Below are 19,805 nucleotides of genomic sequence, written 5' to 3'. Positions count from 1 at the left end.
AGGGCTTATTTTTTATCCCGCTATTTGCCGGGCAGTAAGATCCCTACCTCAAAATTCAGCGGAAGCAAAGAATTTAGATAGGGAATCAACTGTCCGTAAAAGCCCGATTGGTTCAACTAATAATCAGTGGGGGATGGCCCCCACTGATTAAAGTTTCACTTTATTCTTGATAAGAGCGCTCTAATTCATCAATTAAGGAACCAACGTAAGAAACAGCTTTGCGGATTGTATCTGGTTTTGACATATCGACTCCAGCATGTTTCATTAATTCCAGTGGTTTCATCGTACCACCAGCGCGAAGTACATCTAACCAGCGATCAACAGCAGGTTGTCCTTCTTCTTTAATCATTTGAGCCACCGCAGTAGATGCAGTGAGGCCTGCGGAATATGTGTAAGAATATAAGCCCATATAATAATGAGGTTGACGCATCCAAGTTAAGCCAGCACCTTCATCAATTTCTACGGAATCTCCCCAGAATGTTGAAAGGACATTTGTTTTTATTTCAGTTAAAGTTGTAGCTGTAAGTGCTTCTCCTGCTTCTGCTAGCGTGTATACCCTCCTTTGATATTCTCCCTCAAGTAAGTGAGTAACAAAGTTATGATAATATGTGCCGAGTAGTTGCAGAATGACCCATCTACGCATTCTCTTATCGTCAGTGGTCGCTAATAAATGCTGGGCTAATAGTAATTCATTCATTGTAGATGGTGCTTCAACGAAGTACATAGATGGACGTACGTTCATAATACGCTGGTTTTTATTTGCTAAATAAAAATGACCAGCGTGCCCAAATTCATGAGCTAATGTGAAGCAGCCACGCATCGTATTTTGCCATGTAATTAAAATGTATGGATGAGAACCATATGGACTTGAACAAAATGCTCCAGTTGATTTGCCTACGTTATCTGCAAGGTCCACCCATCTTTCTTTGAACCCTTTTTTGATAATGGCACTATATTCATCGCCAAGTACTTGTAAAGATTCTTGAATGAGTTTTCCAGCTTCTTCGTAAGTAATTGCTGGATTAAATTCGGGATCTAAAGGTGCATGTAAGTCGCAGAACAGCATTTGATCGAGTCCTAATACTTTCTTTTTTAAATCTGCAAAACGGCGCATATGAGGCGCCAATTCTTTATAAATAATATCGAGTTGATTGTTATACATTTCAAGTGGAACTTTTTGAGGTTCTAAAAGCATATGAGTAACAGATTCAAATTTGCGTAAACGAGAGAGTGTTACTTGTTTTTTTACCTCAGTAGCATATGTTGTTGCCACGGTATTTTTATATCGCTTCAAAGTGGACACAAATGATGAGTATGCCTTTCTGCGTATGTCTGCGCTTGGAGAAAACTCATATTTACTTTCAAATAATGCAAATGAGACAGGAAGTTCATTTCCTTGTTCGTCTTGTATGGAGTTAAAATCCATATCGGCTAATTTAGTCATACCGTAAATTTTGTATGGAGAACTATGTACTTCGCCAAGTGCAGCAAGTGCTTCTTCAGTTTCAGGAGAGAGCGTGTGCTGCCTTTTTTGTAATATGTCTAGTAATGATTTACGGAAAGGTTCAAGTTTTGTTTCTTCAGTTAAATATTTTTCAATTGTGCCTTCTTCTAATGAGAGAATTTCATTATGAATAAAGGATAGCGCCGTATGTACTTTCGTCCATAAAGCGGAAATTTTGGAAGAGTTCGCTTGAATAACTGGATTTGTACGATCAGTAGATTCTTTTAAATTTGCATAGGAGTATAGTTTTGTTAACTTCATTAAAAGCTCTTCTTCTAAAAGTAGGCAATGTAATAAGGTCGTGGGACTAGTGTGTAATTGACCTTTAAACGCATCAAGTTTTTTTATATCATCTGTTAATACACGTAATGCAGTTTCCCACTCTTTATCAGATACGTATAAATTAGAGAGGTCCCATGTTAATTCAGTAGGAACTTCTGCACGAATATGGCGTTTCTCAATTACATCTTTCATATAGTATATCCCCCTTAGTATAAGTATTTAAAAATATGATACTAGAAAATTCAGTAAAATGAAAATATTTTACATTTCTATATATGAAAAAGGACAAGCATAAAAATGCTTGTCCCTCGAGTTAAATTTAAAAATTAATATACTTTATCACCGTTGAAAATAGAGTTTTTCACGACTACATAATCTACAGTACGAATGGAGTCTAATTTTGTTCCACCAGCATAAGAGATAGAAGATTGAAGATCTTGTTCCATTTCGATTAAAGTGTCTTCTAAAGAACCTTTATGCTCAACGAACATTTTCTTACCTTCAACGTTTTTCTTCTCACCTTTTTGGAATTCAGAAGCTGAACCGAAGTACTCTTTATAAAGTTTGCCATCTTTTTCGATTGTTTCCCCTGGAGACTCTTCATGACCAGCGAATAGAGAACCGATCATAACCATAGTCGCCCCAAATCGAATAGATTTAGCTACGTCGCCATGTGTACGAATACCACCGTCAGCGATAATTGGTTTACTTGCAGCTTTTGCACACCAGCGAAGTGCAGCTAGCTGCCAACCACCAGTTCCAAAGCCTGTTTTAATTTTAGTAATACAAACTTTACCAGGTCCAATACCAACTTTTGTTGCGTCAGCACCAGCGTTTTCTAATTCTCTTACCGCTTCTGGAGTTCCAACGTTTCCAGCGATAACGAAGCTTTCTGGTAAATGCTTTTTAATATGTTGAATCATGTTGATTACAGCATTAGAATGTCCATGCGCGATATCAATCGTGATGTATTCAGGTGTAAGGTGTTCAGCAGCTAACTGTTGTACGAATTCATACTCGTCCTCTTTTACACCAACGCTAATAGAAGCGATTAATCCACGTGATTGCATATCTCTAATGAATGAGATTCGTTTCTCTGGTTGGAAACGATGCATGATATAGAAGTAATTATTTTCAGCTAAATAAGTTGCAATTCTTTCATCAATAATCGTTTGCATATTTGCAGGTACGACAGGTAATTTAAATTTATGTTTACCTAAAGTGACAGTTGTATCACATTCAGAGCGGCTGTTCACAATGCATTTTGCAGGAATTAATTGAATATCTTCATAGTCGAATACGTTTTCCATCATTTACACCCCTAAAATACGAATATTTTATTTTTATTAATCAAAAATGTTCGTCCATATGATAATTTACATTGTTTTCATTTAAAAGTCAAAGGATTTCTTAACGTTTTTTTTAAAAGTAGATTTTATATCTAAAAAACAACGTTAAAAACGAATTTAAAATGTTTTTTTGTTTGTATTGTTCGTTTATAAAAAGGGTTGAAAAATTAAGATAATTATACAAGGATGTATGTATTCTTTTTATTTTTTTGGAGCGGATGTAGGATTCTATGAAAAGGTTAATGCTAACAATACGAGCAAAAGATGTTATCAAGTAGTTGAACAATATATGAAATGATAAGGTTTATTTCTATATAAAAAGATGAATCTGGCATAATCCATCTTTTTATGCGAGGTTTCAAGTATAATAAGTAGGGCGATAGTAACGTATACAAAAGATAAAAAAGAAAATAATACAGAATAAAATGAGGTTAATATATGAGTAAAAAAGGTTTTTTTGAGTATAAATTAAGTAAAGAAATTGTAAGGGCACTTACTGGGTTAGGGTATGATCATCCAACAGAAGTACAAGGTGAGGTTATTCCAGTCGCATTACAAAAGAAGGATCTTGTTGTGAAGTCCCAGACGGGAAGTGGAAAAACAGCTTCATTTGGTATTCCACTTTGTGAAATGGTGGAGTGGGAAGAGAATAAACCACAAGCATTAGTTTTAACACCAACGAGAGAGCTTGCGGTACAGGTGAAAGAAGATATTACAAATATAGGGCGATTCAAAAGAATTAAAGCCGCCGCAATTTATGGTAAATCCCCATTTGCACGTCAAAAATTAGAGTTAAAGCAAAAGACGCATATTGTAGTAGGGACTCCAGGGCGTGTATTGGATCATATTGAAAAAGGGACCCTTTCTTTAGAGCGATTAAAATATTTAGTGATTGATGAAGCGGATGAAATGCTAAACATGGGCTTTATCGATCAAGTAGAGGCAATTATTGATGAATTACCTACAAATAGAATGACAATGCTATTTTCAGCAACTTTACCGGAAGATGTTGAAAGGTTATCACGTACATATATGAATGCACCAACTCATATTGAAATTAAAGCGGCTGGGATTACGACGGATAAAATTGAACATACTCTTTTTGAGGCGATAGAAGACGAGAAGCTTTCACTACTTAAAGATGTAACAACGATTGAGAATCCTGATAGCTGTATCATTTTCTGCCGTACACAAGAAAATGTAGATCATGTATATAGACAATTAAAACGAGCTAACTATCCTTGTGACAAAATACATGGTGGTATGGTACAAGAAGATCGTTTTGAAGTCATGGATGATTTTAGAAAAGGAAAATTCCGTTATTTAGTAGCAACAGACGTAGCTGCGAGAGGAATTGATATTGATAATATTACACATGTTATTAATTATGATATTCCACTTGAAAAAGAAAGCTATGTACATCGTACTGGAAGAACGGGACGAGCTGGAAATAGTGGAAAAGCTATTACATTTATAACACCATATGAAAATAGATTTTTAGAAGAGATTGAGGAGTATATTGGATTTGAAATTCCAAAGGCAATTGGACCTTCAAAAGAAGAAGTTATGAAAGGGAAAGCTGTATTTGAAGAAAAGATACATGCTAAACCAATTATAAAGAAAGATAAAAATGCAGACATCAACAAAGGCATTATGAAGCTGTACTTTAATGGCGGGAAGAAAAAGAAAATTAGGGCGGTAGATTTCGTCGGTACAATTGCTAAAATTAAAGGTGTTACAGCAGAAGATATAGGCATTATTACGATACAAGATAATGTTTCTTACGTTGAAATATTAAATGGAAAAGGACCACTTGTCTTGAAAGTCATGAAGACTACAACGATTAAAGGGAAACAACTAAAAGTTCATGAAGCAATTAAGTAAATAAAAAACTATCCACTTTAATAGGTGGATAGTTTTTTATTTATGATTCTTTTAAATCATCCACTAGTTGCTCCGCTAAACGTCTATACATATTACTCATAGTCACGAAGGATGTTAGTAGTAGAAATTTTTCTAGCTCTGTGTCTTCTAAGGAAGAAATCTCATTTACTTCTGTAACACGGTTATTTACGTCTTGTTTAAAGCTTTCGACATTGCTTTCAGTAAGAGCAAGATAATTTTTGTATAACGTATTTAATTCGAATGAATCATCATTTAATAAGGAGTCATTTATAGTTGCTAATGAACTTTTTATGTCGTTAATGGAAAGAGCACCTTTTAATTGATAAATTAGGCTAATTAAAATCATATGCTCTTTTGAATACTTTTTATTTTTGATAGGGATGAATAGTTTCCCTTTTGCGTAATTATTAATCATCGTTTTTGTTAATACTTTTTCATCATCAGTTCTCGTTGTATCTGCATAAGTATTCTCAAATAGTTGGACAACTTGATCTACATATAAGTCAACATTTGGAATATCCTCAAGTTTAATATTTTTTTCTAAATGCAATGTCTCAAGTAATTCATTTATATTTTCCACGTAGAATCCCTCACTTTTATAACTTAGTGGAACTTAATGTCTAATACATCCTTAAATATGGTATTACGAAACAAATAAATTGTAAATGTTGACCTTAAAAAGAAATGTGTATATAATTACATGTAGTTATTAAAACTACATGTAATTATATGAGGGGTGTTATTATGAATGCTTATGTGAGGGAACCAGTTAATGCATTTACTCACTTAGGTGGAGCGATATTATCATTTATTGCCTTATTAGCTATGCTTGTGAAAGTTTCTATCAAGATGCCATCATTTGCTGCAATTACAGCTGTTATTTTGTTTGGGATTGGAATGATGGTCCTTTATACGGCATCAGCTGTATATCATAGTGTTGTGGCCAATGAACGTGTTATTTACTTCTTTAGGAAGCTAGATCATTCTATGATTTTTATATTAATTGCAGGTACATATGCACCCTTTTGCTTAATTACATTAAATTCAGCAAGTGGTTTGCTATTATTTTGTTTAGTCTATGCAACTGCGATTTGTGGCATTGTGTTTAAAATGTTTTGGTTTAATTGTCCAAGATGGTTATCGACAGCAATTTATATTACTATGGGTTGGTTAATTGTTTTATTCTTTGCGCCGTTAGCTGAGAATCTAAGTACAGGAGGCATTGTGTTCTTAGTACTTGGGGGCATTTTTTATACAATTGGTGGATTTATTTATGGAACAAAGCCAAAATGGCTAGAGTTTAAATATGTGGGACATCATGAAATTTTTCACGTTTTTGTATTATTAGGTAGTCTTGCACATTTTCTAAGTGTATATTGTTACGTAATTTAATAAGAAAAACGCCACATAACAAAAATTATGTGGCGTTTTTCTTATTACTTGATTGGAATCGTATATGTTATAAAATTATTATGGGATAAAATGTAAGTTTCTGTGTTCGCATATTAAACATAGGATAAGAAATATGTGATATACTTTGAGAAGTTTATAATGAATAAAATATGGAGGACTATAATTATGGCAATACTTGTAACAGGTGGAGCAGGGTATATTGGTAGTCATACATGTGTAGAATTACTAAATAGCGGTTACGAAATTATAGTAGTTGATAATCTTTCGAATAGCTCGGTAGAATCTATAAATCGAGTGAAAGAAATAACAGGAAAACAATTTAAGTTTTATAAAGAAGATGTTTTAAATCAAGAAGCACTTGACGCAATTTTTGAAGAAAATGCAATCGAAGCAGTTATTCACTTTGCAGGATTTAAAGCTGTAGGGGAATCAGTAGCAATTCCATTAACATATTATCATAACAACATTACGAGCACTTTAGTGCTATGTGAAGTAATGCAGAAACATAATGTAAAGAAGATGATTTTTAGTTCATCCGCAACTGTATATGGTATCCCGGAAACGTCACCGATTACAGAGGAGTTTCCATTAAGTGCAACAAATCCATATGGTCAAACGAAATTAATGATTGAGCAAATTATGCGTGATGTAGCATTTGCAGATAGAGAATGGAGTATCGCGTTACTTCGCTATTTCAACCCATTTGGTGCACATGAAAGTGGACGTATTGGAGAGGATCCAAATGGAATTCCAAATAACTTAATGCCATATGTCACACAAGTGGCAGTAGGTAAGCTAAAAGAATTAAGTGTATTTGGAAATGACTACCCAACGAAAGATGGAACAGGCATCCGTGACTACATACATGTTGTAGACTTAGCAAAAGGTCACGTAAAAGCCCTAGAGAAAGTACTGAATACAACAGGAGTAGATGCTTATAATCTGGGCACAGGTACAGGGTATAGTGTACTTGAGATGGTTGAAGCATTTGAAAGGGTTTCAGGAAAAAAAGTTCCTTATAAAATTACAGAGCGTCGTCCTGGTGATGTGGCAATATGTTTTGCAGATGCATCAAAGGCAAAACGTGAACTAGGATGGGAAGCAAAACGTGGATTAGAAGAAATGTGTGCAGATTCTTGGAGATGGCAATCAAATAATAAAAATGGCTATTTGGAAGTTTAATATGTAGATACAAAAAATGACCTTTGCATAAGCAAAGGTCATTTTTGTATTTATTTCCCGTTAAGTTTATTAGCTAATTTGGTAAAAAAAGTCCGCTGTTTTATAGGAATATTTGACTGGCAAAATGTATAATAATCAATATCTTTAATGTAAGTAAAGAGCCTAGAAATAGCATATAGGAATGTAATAGAGGATCCAACTGCAAAACTAATGCCGTAACCATTGAATCCAAATGGAAGCAGGATAAGGCTTAATGACAAGTTTGCAAAAAAGAAAATAGCTGATGTTCGAAATGCCCCTTTACGATCCTCAAAGTATAGGAGTAGTAATGTAATAACGAGTACCATTCCATTTGCATAAGCACCAACTATAGTTAGTTGCAGAATAGAGTAATTAAGTGTTATGTTTCCAGATTGCGAACTAAACATCCATATTATAAAAATAATAAGTAAGGAAAAAATACCTTGATTACGAAGGATACGTTCCATTTCCTGCTTTAAGACAAAGTTCATGGAATCCTTCAATTGTAAAAGCGTATGTAATGTTCCGCCATTGTTTACCGAACCGAAGAACTTTTTATATCTTTCATAAAACCTGGTTTCAATGGATACTACAAAGAAAATATAGGTTGGGATAATACTTAAATACGCCCAGAAAACAGAAGTATCATAAATTTGATGATAAATAAATGTGTTTTCAATATTTCCCCGACCGTCTCCAAACCAAATAACAAAATTACATACCCAAATACCCACATTGTAAAAGAGGCTTGACCAAAATAATTCTGGATATTTATCTAAATAAGACAGAAAGGTAAATTGTTCAGTAGCATCACTATTTGGAAACATTCGTACAATAACGATACTTAACCATACTAGTGTAATGAAAGTACTGAGTGTAAACGAAATTAAAAGCAATAGGGCAGATTCATGTTCTAACCCAAGTGTAGGGTGCCAGTAAGCTACTAGGATAATTCCTAATAGGGAAAAAATGGATCCGATTAAAAATGCCAGTGCAATTGATTGATAATCTTTAGCTGCTGTTAAATAAATGGACTGAATCCAGATGATATTTAAAGCTAAAAATAAAAATAGCATCACGATTTTATAATATAAAGCTAATGGTGTGAAAAATGCAAACAAAAGCCATAACATAATAGCTAAAAAAAGTGTGATCTTCGTCATTCCTAAAAATGAAGAAAATACTTTATCAGCTTTTTGTTCGTATAAAAGGTCAGCTACATATCTAGTTACAATGAGCTGCAATGCTCCGTAAATAATTTGAGAAAAAATAAAGCAATATGAAATTGAAATAGTGAAAAGGCGCTGTTCTTCAATTGAAATAGAATGAAATAAACTCAAAATGAATCGAATAGTTGTTACTGCTAAAATAACGACTAACCAAGGACCAGCTGTAACAAATAACGAAAACCCATAAGCTTTTACCCTTGAAGAATAGTAGTCTTCCTGAAATAATTTTTGTAATCGAAATCCTATACCTGCCATGTTTTCGCACCCCTTTCTAAATAAAGCTTACGATAACTATCAACAACACCTGATAATTGATAATATGCTTCAATACGATTACGCCCATTGTTTCCGAATTGTTGAATGGATTCAGGGTGGCGATAATACCATTCTAAGTGGGTGGCAACTTGTTCAGGAGATACAGGTGGTACAACAAAGCCACATTGGCCGTAAGGATCTTCATCTTGTCCATAAATTAACTCCTTACAAGAACCAACGTCTGTAACAACCCATGGTAATCCCGATGCCATTCCTTCTAACATAGCTAGTGGTTGTCCTTCAGATATGCTAGTTAATACGAGAATATCCGTTTGTTTTAAGTAATCTTTAATGTTTACTCTGCCAGTCATTATTACATGTTCTTTTAATCCAAGTTGCTGAATTAAATCACGACATTCTTGGGCATACTCTGGTTCTTCTGTATCAGGACCTAATAAGTAGAAGATAAACGGAATATCTTTTTCTAATAATAATTTAGCTGCATAAATCATTGTTTTTACGTCTTTAATTGGCACAACTCGTATAATAGCAGAAATAATGAGTTTATCTGAATTATGTTTTGGCTTACGTAGCCCTTTATAGTCAGATAAAGTAACACCATTTGGAACAATTTTTAGTTTATGGGCCGGAGCTCCTAGTTCTTTTTGATATGCACTATTCCGTCCGAATAACGTAATCACATCAGCAGCTTGTTCATATGCTTGGTGAGATAAATGATGGAAGAAAGAAACCCATCTTTTTTTGTATTCGATTGGTATCCAAGTTGATTGGAGTATTTCCTCTTCACGTTCCCGAGAATAAATACCATGCTCTGTTAGAATAAATGGTATGTCAGATTTGGCACTAATTGCAGCTCCAAGAAGCCCACCATAGCCTGTAGATACAGAATGGATAAGATCTAATTCAGGAAAATCAATTTGTAAAATTTGAATGATTGGTGTGAACATAGATCTCCACATCCAAAAGTAATTTAAGAAAGAACCACTACTTTCTTCATACAAATAGCTTTCTTTCACTATTTCATAAAATTCACGACTTTCGAAGAAGGAATGTAGTGTTCCTAGCTTTTGCTTGTTCCCTAATATTTGTAATGCTTCTGTGTCGTTAGCTTGGAATGTAAACCATTTTTGAAGTGTTTGTACTTCATCAGTCGTTAAATTGGTTTTTATATGTTTTGAGTCACTTTCTGATTGTAAGGGAATCATAATGATATCTTTTACATTGTTAGGAATTTCATATTGATATTCCTCTTCTGTTTTTATTTGCGGTACGATCGCAAAAATGGTGAATTCATGTTCTTTAAATTGTTGGATGATCATTTGTACCCAACTTGCTACTCCGCCACTGACAAAAGGATAACTTCCTTCAACGACTAAACCTATTCTCATCTGCTATACCCCTTTAATTGGAATTGTAGCGTTAGCTTGTTTTAATATAACGCTATAAATTTGTGAATCTAGCTTTGTAACTGTGCCGTATGGGAATGAACCGGTTTTCAATTTTTTCCCTTCTTCCACACGTATAATCGTTGCAGTGTGGTTTGGTAATCCTTTATATGCAATGTGAACAGCATCATCTTCATAAGAAACAGCTAAATCACCAGTTTGATAAATTTTCATGGAAGCAGTTGCTTCACTTTGTGTCATACTTTTTATATAAGGATATCTTTCTCGTATTTCTTTAATTGTCGTTTTATAAGCTTTGAATAATTCTTCCCATGTTAAATTACCTGAACGTTTTTCATCAAGGATATCATCTGGATGGACGAAATGTGAGATAACCCCTAAATTTGCGGTAACATCAGCTAAAATAAATTGTTCTTCATCTGGGATAGCGTAGCCACTCGTAATACGCGGGAAGTGATAAATATTTTTGTTGTGCTCGTCTGGTCCAAATTCTTGAATTAAACTGCCGTTACTTTTACTTCCCACATATAGAGAAGCAACTGTTTCCATAGTTGGAACCGCGTCGTTTAATGCACTTAATCCAGTTGTATTTATAATATTGGATGGTGGTACATAGGTTTTTAGTTTTTCGTTTGGAAAGAAGTTATACACGAGTTTTTGTAAAGCATCTAAGGATCTCTCCATGTCCTCTTTTGAATTCCATGGAACATATTCAAGTGCTTTATCTACTGGGTCTGGTGGTAATAATAAAGGTTGATGGTTATAGCCATGAATACCGATTTCTCCACCGTGACTTAATAATTCTCTCCCAAATAATAAATAGGTATTTCTATTTTTACCTGTGAAATTTTCAAAAGGTGGCGTTACTTTATTTTGGTATGTCCCAATTGCAACCCCTGTATATTTAATATCAAGCTCTTCAGAGATATCCTTCATATTTTTCCACCAATGTTTTTTATAAAATTCTTCAACAGAAATTTTTTCTGTTGTTAAGTTTTTTAGTTCTCCACTTGGAATTGGAGATGGGAAGTCATCGATATACATAATCTCCGCTCCAAGTTGTACTGTAGCGAAAGTCGGGAAAATAGTACCCAGTGATTGAACGAACATACCTCTACCTAATTTATCGTTCAATGCTGTTGTATTCCAATATAAGACTTTTCCTTCACCGTAGTCATTGGTCCAAAGGATGGGAGTATCTTCTGCAGTAATCCAAGTATTAGTTGTATTCTCATCTAGCGTAATATTCATTGAGCTATGAGTGAACAATGGAGAAGAAATTGAGAGATCAGGATAACCAGGGAATAAAACTTCTTCAAAGGTTAATCCTTTCACATCTTTGAAGCCTTCTTTTTTGGTAATACCAAATAATTTGTTCCAGGAAGGATCTGAATCAAGTCGGTTTGCGATAATAATCCTTCCGCCCATTTGTACAAAATTTTGAATATCAGCTTGTGGAAGTTGCGCCATTATTTCACCTGTAATAATAATTCCTGTATAGGGAGAGGGAGTAAGTCCCTTAATTTCATTAGCTGTAATATCTTTATAGTGTAGGTGTGCGTAATCCATTGCCTTTTTCGTATTAAATTCGACTTGTTGCCCTAATGTATTATCCGTTTTTAAAACGTATAATTGCATTTTTTGTCCATTTTGGGCTACATCTTTTGCTTTGAGTGTTTTAACAGTATCTGTTTCTTTAGTTTTAGGAACAGAAAACTTTTGATAGAAATTTTCTGTTCGATATATAAGGATAGATATAATTAAGAGAAATAAAATGATACTAACAATGCCGATATATATATTAGTCCCCTTTTTCAATGTGTGCGCCTCTAAACTGCCTTACAAATAATTGATATTTACGCGGTAGTATATGAACTCTTTTTGCAGCTGCTAGATTATTGATTAAGTTATAGAGCTCGTCCCATAACTTTTGCTCATAATATATTTCAAGTAATCCAACGTAACCGTAATATGATTCAGGATAGAAATGAATAAGATTTAAAAATTGTTCTTCAGACTTTGCATATTGTTTTGTATGTAGAAACAGATTTCCAAGGTGGAAAGGATAAAGAGGTTCAGTAGGGAAAAGTTCTACACTTTGTGTAATAAAATTCATAAATTCGGCGATTATTTTTTCCTTTTGCTGATTAGAAAGAAGACCACTGTCTATATATCTTAAATAGTTAGAAACCAACTCTTTTGCAATTTCATTTTGTGGATTTTGTAGAAATTGCTTATTTAAGTATTCGATCTGTTTTTCGTACCGTTCATTTAGTAAATTAATAGTAGTTGCTGCGTAATGTACAGTTTCAGGATCTTTATGGTGAATGGCTTCTTTCAATAAGCCTCCTTCATTGGAAATAGGGGAGGAGCTTAACTGTACAATGAGTTGTTTATGTAATTCAGGCTTATCTAGTTCTAATCCAGAAGAAAATGAAATTAGGTCCATATCTTGTTTTGCTGATGCCAAAATATCTTCATAATGATCAACTTGAAAGGAAACATACTCAGAGTATTGCTGTAACCACTCGGTTTTGGAGCGTTTTATATTCAGTAATAACATGATTGCTGATACAATAAGTCCGACAAGCGGGAAAAGGAGAGAGATAATCAAGCAAAACTCAATAATTCCTTTCTTATCTTCAGTAATCAAACCTTTCGTAAATCGAAATAAAAGAAAAACCAAAATAGCATAAATAAAGTAAAGAAGGAGTAAAATCATTATAATACCACTCCTTTAGAAGAAAGAGCGTTTTGTATACGAGTTTGGACTGGTAATAAAAACTTTTCTTCAGTGCCAGGTAATAGAATCATAACTTTTTGTTCGGTCGTGTTATAACCGAATATATCAATATCACGCAAATGATCTTTTAAAATAGAATTTATCATTTCTAAGGAATCTTGTGGAACAGTAAATTCAAAATAGGAATATGGATAAGATAATGTTTCGTACCGTTTCTTTTCTATTTTTAGTAAATGTTCAAATTCATCTTCATAATAAATGCTCGTTTTAGGGAATGTACGATCCTCTTGACTTGATAGCCAAAGATTAGAAGCGTTTTGTAAACGATCACCCATCCAGCGTAAATACCATGTGAAAAGTTCGAATTGCTCAGAAGTTACTTTTGAAAATTCAATTTCGTCTAATATAATGACGTATTGTACATCATCTTGGAATAGGACGGGACCAACTAAAAGTGGAGCGTCTTGAACATCCTCTTCTGTACGGAAAAAAGGTCGATTATGCGCTAGAGCATTTTTGATGACTAGCGAAGCATTTTTAACAAAAATGGATTGAGGTAAGGTATTTTTACCAGTTTCTGCTCTTAATTTAATACGAAGTGATTGTTTATTGTTATCGACGTGATAGATACCAATTTTTTTTGCTCCGAAATACATTTTTAATACATTTATTCCCTCATCGAGTACAATTTCAGGATGTGTATGATTTAAAGCTTTAAACATATGATACATTTTAGATAAGTGATTATTTGATTCAAGTACACGAGAACGTAGTGTAATACGTGTTTCATCCAATTGTTTCACAACATATTTTAATTCTTTATTTTCGGCTTTTAGCTCATTATTTATCATATGTACATCTTCATACCGTTCTTTTTGTGCAGTACTCATTAGTCCACAACATAAACTAATAACAAGTAAGAAAATCCAATTAATCCAGTAATCTAATGAATAAAAGTACAGTAATATATCATCTTCCTTATATATACCGCTTACAAAAATATAAATCATTGCTTCTAGAAAGGTGAAAAGGGCGATAGATATGCCATACCGGCTAGAAATAATTAATGTAATAAATAAGAGTAAGAAGTATTCATACGTTGGTGTTAGAAAATCAGTTAGTATTGAGAGAAAAAATAGAGCAATAAAGAGAATCGTAGGTTCAATCATTTTTTGTAATAAATTAGATTGTCTATAGTGCATAAAAAATCCCTTCTTTCGTTTGCAAATTTAATTTTGAGGAATAGTACACTGAAATAAAATACATAATTTAAAAGAATTATTTTAAAATATATAATATATGAAGCCCAAATCATTTTATCAACAGAGATGTAGTAAATTCAAGTGTAATAAATTCTAATTTTTGTTAATGTATTGTATTTATTGGGATTTTTATTAAATATCGAGCTTGAAAAAATGTAAAATGTTATTGTATTACTATACTTGTATTAATATTTAAAACGATAAAAAATTACAGTTTTATAGGGGGTAATATTATTATGGAGTGGAAACGTTCCATATGCTTTTTAGCTATATTTTCTTTTCTTTTTTCCTCAAGTACATCCGCCCAAGCAAATGTCGTGGAACCAGTTTTAAAAAATGTACGAAGTTATAAAATTTATTATGGTGAAGCAAATGAGCAAGTAATTGAGGGACTGTCAAAGTATGACATGGTCATTATAGAGCCATATGCATTTACGAAAGAGCAAGTTCAGCAATTAAAAAAATCAGGAACAGTAGTCCTTGGGTATGTTAGTGTTTTAGAATTAGAATCGTGGCATAAATCGCAAGTAGTTGAATCAGACTATTATTATCGAGACGGTAAGAAAATGAAGATTGAGCAGTGGGATACATATATTATGAATTTAGCTGATGAACATTACCGGCGGATTATTGTAAATAAAGTGAAACAGCAAGTTATTGGAAAAGGAATAGACGGTGTGTTTTTAGATACCGCTGGTGATATTGATGACTATTTTTATGATCAGCCAGTTACACAAGGGAAATTTCGCGAAGCATATGTAAATTTATTAAAAGAAATAAAAGATGTTGATTCTGATTTGCTTCTTATACAGAATTGGGGATTTGACACAATCAAAAATACATCCTTGAATTTTATACATGGTGTATTGTGGGAGGACTTCAATAAACAAGTTATTACGAAAGATGAATGGAGTCAAAATTGGATGCGCTATTTTAAACAAGAAAGTAATAAGATTGTAACGTTTACCGTTACTCCCAATAGCGTATCTAAAAAATATAGTTCTATAAATGGATTTATTCCTACAATTAATCCGAATGATATTTATGATAAATAGCAATTATTAGGGATGAGAAGCTATCAATATTGACTATGAAAGTTTAGGTCAGTATACGATTATCTTATAAAGATGAATGTATTACTGACTAGCTCATTTTATAATATTCCAGGTTAGGAATTAGTAGAATAAGATAGAAAAAATGCATTTTCCTATTAATTTTTATAGAAATAAAAAACGTAATATTAAAAATAACATCAATACTTGTGTCATGGTTAGAGTACGTTTATAATCAAGGAATCCTATTAATGTTCTGATAGGATTATTTATGATTGAAAGCGTTTTAAATTTGGTGTTCTTAAAGGTAGGAAGTCTGACTTATTTAGATTAAAAATTATGTATGTAGTTTTAAATAGGAAGAAAAATAATAAAGAATCACTTTATATTGTGGGGAGGTTAAAAGTGTGAAAGGGAAAGACTTTCACACGAATACATATGGGTTACGTAGGATTATTACTTTCGGGTGCAGCTTTATTTTTAAATAGTCTTGTTATATTAGGAAAAGCAGAGATGAAAAGTGCAGGTGTTTTTAATTTATTTGTGGGTGCACTACAAATTATTATTCCGTTCTATTTAATCATGATTTCTGATCAAAGTAATTGGACGGTATATTCATATGCAGCTACTTTTTTATTCGGATTAACCTATTTATATGTAGGTGTTACTTTTATAAAAGGAATGGATAGTAGCGGTCTAGGTTGGTTTTGTATTTGGGTAGCAATTATTGCTTTATTTTATATGATTGTTTCATTTGTTCAATTCCACGATGTTGTGAATGCGTTAACGTGGTTTATGTGGGCATTACTTTGGTATTTATTCTTTGTATTAAATACACAAAAAAAGAACATCAATCAATATCTTGGAAGGATTGCCTTCGTACAATCATGGGTAACATTGACGTTACCTTCACTCTTTTATTTTATGGGAGTATGGGGAGAGGGATTCGTATATGAATTATGGGTTTATGTATCTGTAATTTCTATTTTATACTTCTGTTATTGTATTTATAAATATCGAGTACGTTAATATATTTTCTGTAGAAAAGCATGGAATCGTTAAACGAATTCCATGCTTTTTATATGTTAGCACTTATAATAGAGAAGTAGTATCTTACAATTTTCTAAAATGGGGATGATGAAGTTGAAAAAAGTATTGGTGCTAGGGGGAACAAGATTTTTTGGTAAACATTTAGTAGAAGCACTTTTGCAAGAGGGGCACGATGTAACGATTGCGACGAGAGGAATTACGGAAGATTCTTTTGGAAGTGCAGTAAAAAGACTTATTGTAGATAGAGAAGATGAAAAACAACTAGCAGAGCGTCTAGAAGATAAAAGTTATGATATTGTATACGATAATTTATGCTATAGCTCGAATGCAGCGAAGATAATATGTGAAGTTTTACGAGGGAAAACGAAGAAATATGTTATGACATCTTCAATGGCCGTCTATGAACCTGCACTAAGCTTATCAGAAGAAGACTTCAATCCTTACGAGTATGCAATCGCGTATGGAGATAGGAATGACTTCAATTATGGTGAAGGAAAGAGATTAGCCGAAGCCGTTGTATTTCAACAAGCAACATTCCCAGTTGTTGCAGTTCGTTTTCCGATTGTTATTGGAGAAAACGATTATACGAAAAGGTTACAATTTTACGTTGAACATATCGTGAGAGAAGAACCTGTCGCAGTGAATCATCTAGATGGAAAGTTGTCGTTTATACATGAAGAAGAAGCAGGGGGATTTTTAGTTTGGTGCGGGATGAAAGACATAGAAGGGCCAATTAATGCTTGTAGCAACGGGGTAGTTTCTGCTCGGGACATTATTCATTTCATAGAAGAAACTACTGGAATAAAAGCACTTGTTCAAGAAGCAGGAGATCATGTAGCACCTTATAATGAAGTGACTAATTGTACATTACATAATGGAAAAGCTAATGAATTAGGATTCCCGTTCCGAGGGTTGAAAATAGAAATAGAAAAAGTATTACGTTATTACATACATGCAATGAAATGATCATAAATCCCCCGGTGGCAATCCGGGGGATTCTGGAGGATTTCGACAATACTAATTTTACATTACCAAACTTACCTTATACGCACGACTAATGTTTTTGTGATTGAATTGCTTGTAAATACTTTTCATTTACCCGGTCCCAGTTCACTGTATGCCACCAGTTGGTAACAAATTCTGGGCGACGATTTTGGTACTTTAAATAATAGGCATGTTCCCATACATCAATGACGAGTAATGGAATCTTCCCTTCTTGCAAAGGTGTATCTTGATTAGGTGTACTCATTACAGTAAGTTCTTCACCATCAAGGACAAGCCATCCATAACCACTTCCAAAGCGGCTAATTGCTACTTTAGACAGTTGATCTTTTAAGTTGTCAAAGGTATTGAAATAATAATCAATTACTTTTGCAACGTCTCCATTAGGCTCGCCGCCACCCCGTGGGCTCATTACTTCCCAAAAAAGACTATGACAATAATGTCCACCACCGTTATTTCTGACAGCTGTAACAATTTCCTTTGGTAAAGCTTCTAAATTACATAGTAACTCTTCTAAAGATTTATTATGTAATTCCGAATAGTTTTCTAATGCGGCGTTCAAATTATTTACGTATGTCGCATGGTGCTTTTCATGATGAATAGAAAGTGTATTGCTATCGATATATGGCTCTAGTTCATCATAGTCGTATGAAAGCTTTGGCAATTGAAATGAAGACATGACATTCCCTCCTTTCTATCTAAAAGTTGACCTTGGTAAAAATAATTTACCTGAGTCAAAAATACAACTATTTTTTATACAAGTCAATAGCAATCCTTATAATTTTCTGAAAAATATTACAATAAAAGTAACACTTCGAATTTCGTTTGTGACTCTTATTCTTTTTGCTTATACTGTAAAGTAGTAACGTTTTGTTGAAATAGAAGGAGATCGTTTATGAGTAAAACGAAGCAATTAATAGAGGAAGCGAGTCATTTTATTACGATTTGCTATAAAGAGCTTAATAAAGAACAATTCATAGAAGAACGCATGAAAGAAATTCGAGTTGAAATAGAGAAGACGGGGACGTATGAACATACATTTGAAGAACTTGTTCACGGATCGCGAATGGCATGGCGCAATAGTAATCGATGTATAGGAAGACTATTTTGGAGTAAGATGCACATATTAGATGCACGTGAAGTAAATGATGAGGAAGGTGTATATAATGCATTAATTCATCATATTAAATATGCAACGAACGACGGAAAAGTGAAACCGACAATTACAATTTTTAAGCAATATCAAGGTGAAGAAAATAATATACGAATTTATAATCACCAATTGATTCGGTATGCAGGATATAAAACAGAAATGGGAGTGATTGGTGACTCTCATTCAGCTGCGTTTACAGATTTTTGTCAGGAACTTGGCTGGCAAGGAGAAGGTACGAATTTCGATGTATTGCCACTTGTGTTTTCTATAGATGGAAAAGCGCCTATATATAAAGAAATTCCGATAGAAGAAGTAAAAGAGGTGCCAATTGAACACCCAGAATACCCGATTTCGTCACTTGGAGCAAAATGGTATGGGGTTCCGATGATTTCAGATATGCGCTTAGAAATTGGCGGTATTTCCTATACAGCAGCTCCGTTTAATGGATGGTATATGGGAACAGAGATTGGGGCACGTAACTTAGCGGATCACGATCGTTATAATTTACTTCCAGCAGTTGCGGAAATGATGGATTTGGATACATCGAGAAACGGTACGTTATGGAAAGATAAGGCGTTAGTTGAATTAAACGTGGCTGTTTTACATTCCTTTAAAAAACAAGGAGTTAGTATTGTTGACCATCATACTGCGGCTCAACAATTTCAGCAATTTGAGAAGCAAGAAGCTGCTTGCGGTCGTGTTGTAACGGGCAATTGGGTGTGGCTCATTCCGCCGTTATCTCCAGCTACCACTCATATTTATCATAAACCGTATCCGAATGAAATTTTGAAGCCGAATTTTTTTCATAAATAGTTTGTAGTATAGGGCATTTTCTGTAAAAATATAATTTTTTTTAATTACTGTTACGTAGCAAATGGAAGCCTTTACTATCGGTTATTTTTGGAAGAAGCTTTTTGAACCAAGGAGTTCCTTATGTTATAATCAAATTTCTGTTTCAAAGACCTTATAGAAATAT

General features: G+C 33.6%; 16 protein-coding genes. 7 read left to right on the top strand and 9 right to left on the bottom strand.

Features of this window, described 5'->3' with window-relative positions; translation table 11 throughout:
- Positions 1-160: 160 nt before the first annotated feature.
- On the bottom strand, positions 161-1,978 hold the full coding sequence (pepF, locus tag EKQ63_RS28820) for an oligoendopeptidase F (protein WP_087955248.1): 1,818 nt from the start codon (positions 1,976-1,978) through the stop codon (positions 161-163).
- A 134-nt stretch (positions 1,979-2,112) separates the two neighbouring features.
- Entirely contained in the window at positions 2,113-3,096 is a 984-nt protein-coding gene (gene guaC / locus EKQ63_RS28815) for a GMP reductase (protein WP_000432434.1), read from the bottom strand.
- 477 nt (positions 3,097-3,573) lie between these two features.
- On the opposite strand from guaC, the gene dbpA reads away from it, so the two are divergent.
- The gene (gene dbpA, locus EKQ63_RS28810) at positions 3,574-5,019 is read left to right on the top strand and encodes an ATP-dependent RNA helicase DbpA (protein ID WP_087995278.1); all 1,446 of its coding nucleotides are present in this window, start codon (positions 3,574-3,576) and stop codon (positions 5,017-5,019) included.
- 40 nt (positions 5,020-5,059) lie between these two features.
- Here the strand turns inward: dbpA and EKQ63_RS28805 are convergent, their stop codons facing one another.
- The gene (locus EKQ63_RS28805; RefSeq protein ID WP_087955246.1) at positions 5,060-5,620 is read right to left on the bottom strand and encodes a DUF1836 domain-containing protein; all 561 of its coding nucleotides are present in this window, start codon (positions 5,618-5,620) and stop codon (positions 5,060-5,062) included.
- 164 nt (positions 5,621-5,784) lie between these two features.
- On the opposite strand from EKQ63_RS28805, the gene trhA reads away from it, so the two are divergent.
- Together trhA and galE are read left to right on the top strand one after the other, a co-directional pair.
- Positions 5,785-6,432: a PAQR family membrane homeostasis protein TrhA gene (gene trhA, locus EKQ63_RS28800; protein ID WP_143881731.1), complete on the top strand. Its 648-nt coding sequence runs from the start codon at positions 5,785-5,787 to the stop codon at positions 6,430-6,432.
- 186 nt (positions 6,433-6,618) lie between these two features.
- The gene (galE, locus tag EKQ63_RS28795) at positions 6,619-7,635 is read left to right on the top strand and encodes a UDP-glucose 4-epimerase GalE (protein WP_000996533.1); all 1,017 of its coding nucleotides are present in this window, start codon (positions 6,619-6,621) and stop codon (positions 7,633-7,635) included.
- A gap of 50 nt (positions 7,636-7,685) precedes the next feature.
- On the opposite strand, the gene pelG is transcribed toward galE, so the two are convergent.
- Genes pelG through EKQ63_RS28770 form a run of 5 tightly spaced genes read right to left on the bottom strand, consistent with a single transcriptional unit; the run spans position 7,686 to position 14,512 of the window.
- The gene (gene pelG / locus EKQ63_RS28790; protein ID WP_143881730.1) at positions 7,686-9,140 is read right to left on the bottom strand and encodes an exopolysaccharide Pel transporter PelG; all 1,455 of its coding nucleotides are present in this window, start codon (positions 9,138-9,140) and stop codon (positions 7,686-7,688) included.
- The gene (gene pelF / locus EKQ63_RS28785; protein WP_001219499.1) at positions 9,128-10,549 is read right to left on the bottom strand and encodes a GT4 family glycosyltransferase PelF; all 1,422 of its coding nucleotides are present in this window, start codon (positions 10,547-10,549) and stop codon (positions 9,128-9,130) included. The genes pelG and pelF overlap by 13 nt, the downstream gene beginning before the upstream one ends.
- Positions 10,550-10,552: 3 nt before the next feature.
- Complete coding sequence (locus EKQ63_RS28780) at positions 10,553-12,385, bottom strand: DUF2194 domain-containing protein (protein ID WP_143881729.1); 1,833 nt, start codon at positions 12,383-12,385, stop codon at positions 10,553-10,555.
- The gene (locus EKQ63_RS28775) at positions 12,369-13,289 is read right to left on the bottom strand and encodes a tetratricopeptide repeat protein (protein ID WP_143881728.1); all 921 of its coding nucleotides are present in this window, start codon (positions 13,287-13,289) and stop codon (positions 12,369-12,371) included. Before EKQ63_RS28775 ends, EKQ63_RS28780 begins: the two co-directional genes overlap by 17 nt.
- Positions 13,289-14,512: a GAF domain-containing protein gene (locus EKQ63_RS28770; protein ID WP_143881727.1), complete on the bottom strand. Its 1,224-nt coding sequence runs from the start codon at positions 14,510-14,512 to the stop codon at positions 13,289-13,291. The genes EKQ63_RS28775 and EKQ63_RS28770 overlap by 1 nt, the downstream gene beginning before the upstream one ends.
- A gap of 296 nt (positions 14,513-14,808) precedes the next feature.
- On the opposite strand from EKQ63_RS28770, the gene EKQ63_RS28765 reads away from it, so the two are divergent.
- The 3 genes from EKQ63_RS28765 (at position 14,809) to EKQ63_RS28755 (ending at position 17,640) form a co-directional block, all read left to right on the top strand.
- Positions 14,809-15,627 (top strand): endo alpha-1,4 polygalactosaminidase, encoded by an 819-nt coding sequence (locus tag EKQ63_RS28765; protein ID WP_087955242.1) that lies wholly within the window; start codon positions 14,809-14,811, stop codon positions 15,625-15,627.
- A gap of 435 nt (positions 15,628-16,062) precedes the next feature.
- The gene (locus tag EKQ63_RS28760; protein ID WP_000542562.1) at positions 16,063-16,653 is read left to right on the top strand and encodes an AmiS/UreI family transporter; all 591 of its coding nucleotides are present in this window, start codon (positions 16,063-16,065) and stop codon (positions 16,651-16,653) included.
- A gap of 105 nt (positions 16,654-16,758) precedes the next feature.
- Positions 16,759-17,640, top strand: coding sequence for an NAD-dependent epimerase/dehydratase family protein (locus tag EKQ63_RS28755; protein WP_087955241.1), 882 nt, complete (start codon positions 16,759-16,761; stop codon positions 17,638-17,640).
- An 88-nt stretch (positions 17,641-17,728) separates the two neighbouring features.
- On the opposite strand, the gene sodA is transcribed toward EKQ63_RS28755, so the two are convergent.
- Positions 17,729-18,355, bottom strand: a complete 627-nt coding sequence (gene sodA, locus EKQ63_RS28750; RefSeq protein ID WP_087955240.1) for a superoxide dismutase [Mn] — start codon at positions 18,353-18,355, stop codon at positions 17,729-17,731.
- A 216-nt stretch (positions 18,356-18,571) separates the two neighbouring features.
- Between sodA and EKQ63_RS28740 the strand changes: the two genes are divergently transcribed.
- Positions 18,572-19,642, top strand: a complete 1,071-nt coding sequence (locus EKQ63_RS28740; RefSeq protein ID WP_087955238.1) for a nitric oxide synthase oxygenase — start codon at positions 18,572-18,574, stop codon at positions 19,640-19,642.
- The last annotated feature ends 163 nt before the right edge of the window (positions 19,643-19,805 follow it).

It is taken from the genome of Bacillus sp. BD59S (genome assembly GCF_007363175.1).
GTDB classification, from domain to species: domain Bacteria; phylum Bacillota; class Bacilli; order Bacillales; family Bacillaceae_G; genus Bacillus_A; species Bacillus_A pacificus.
This window is presented reverse-complemented; position numbering and strand designations above follow the sequence as displayed.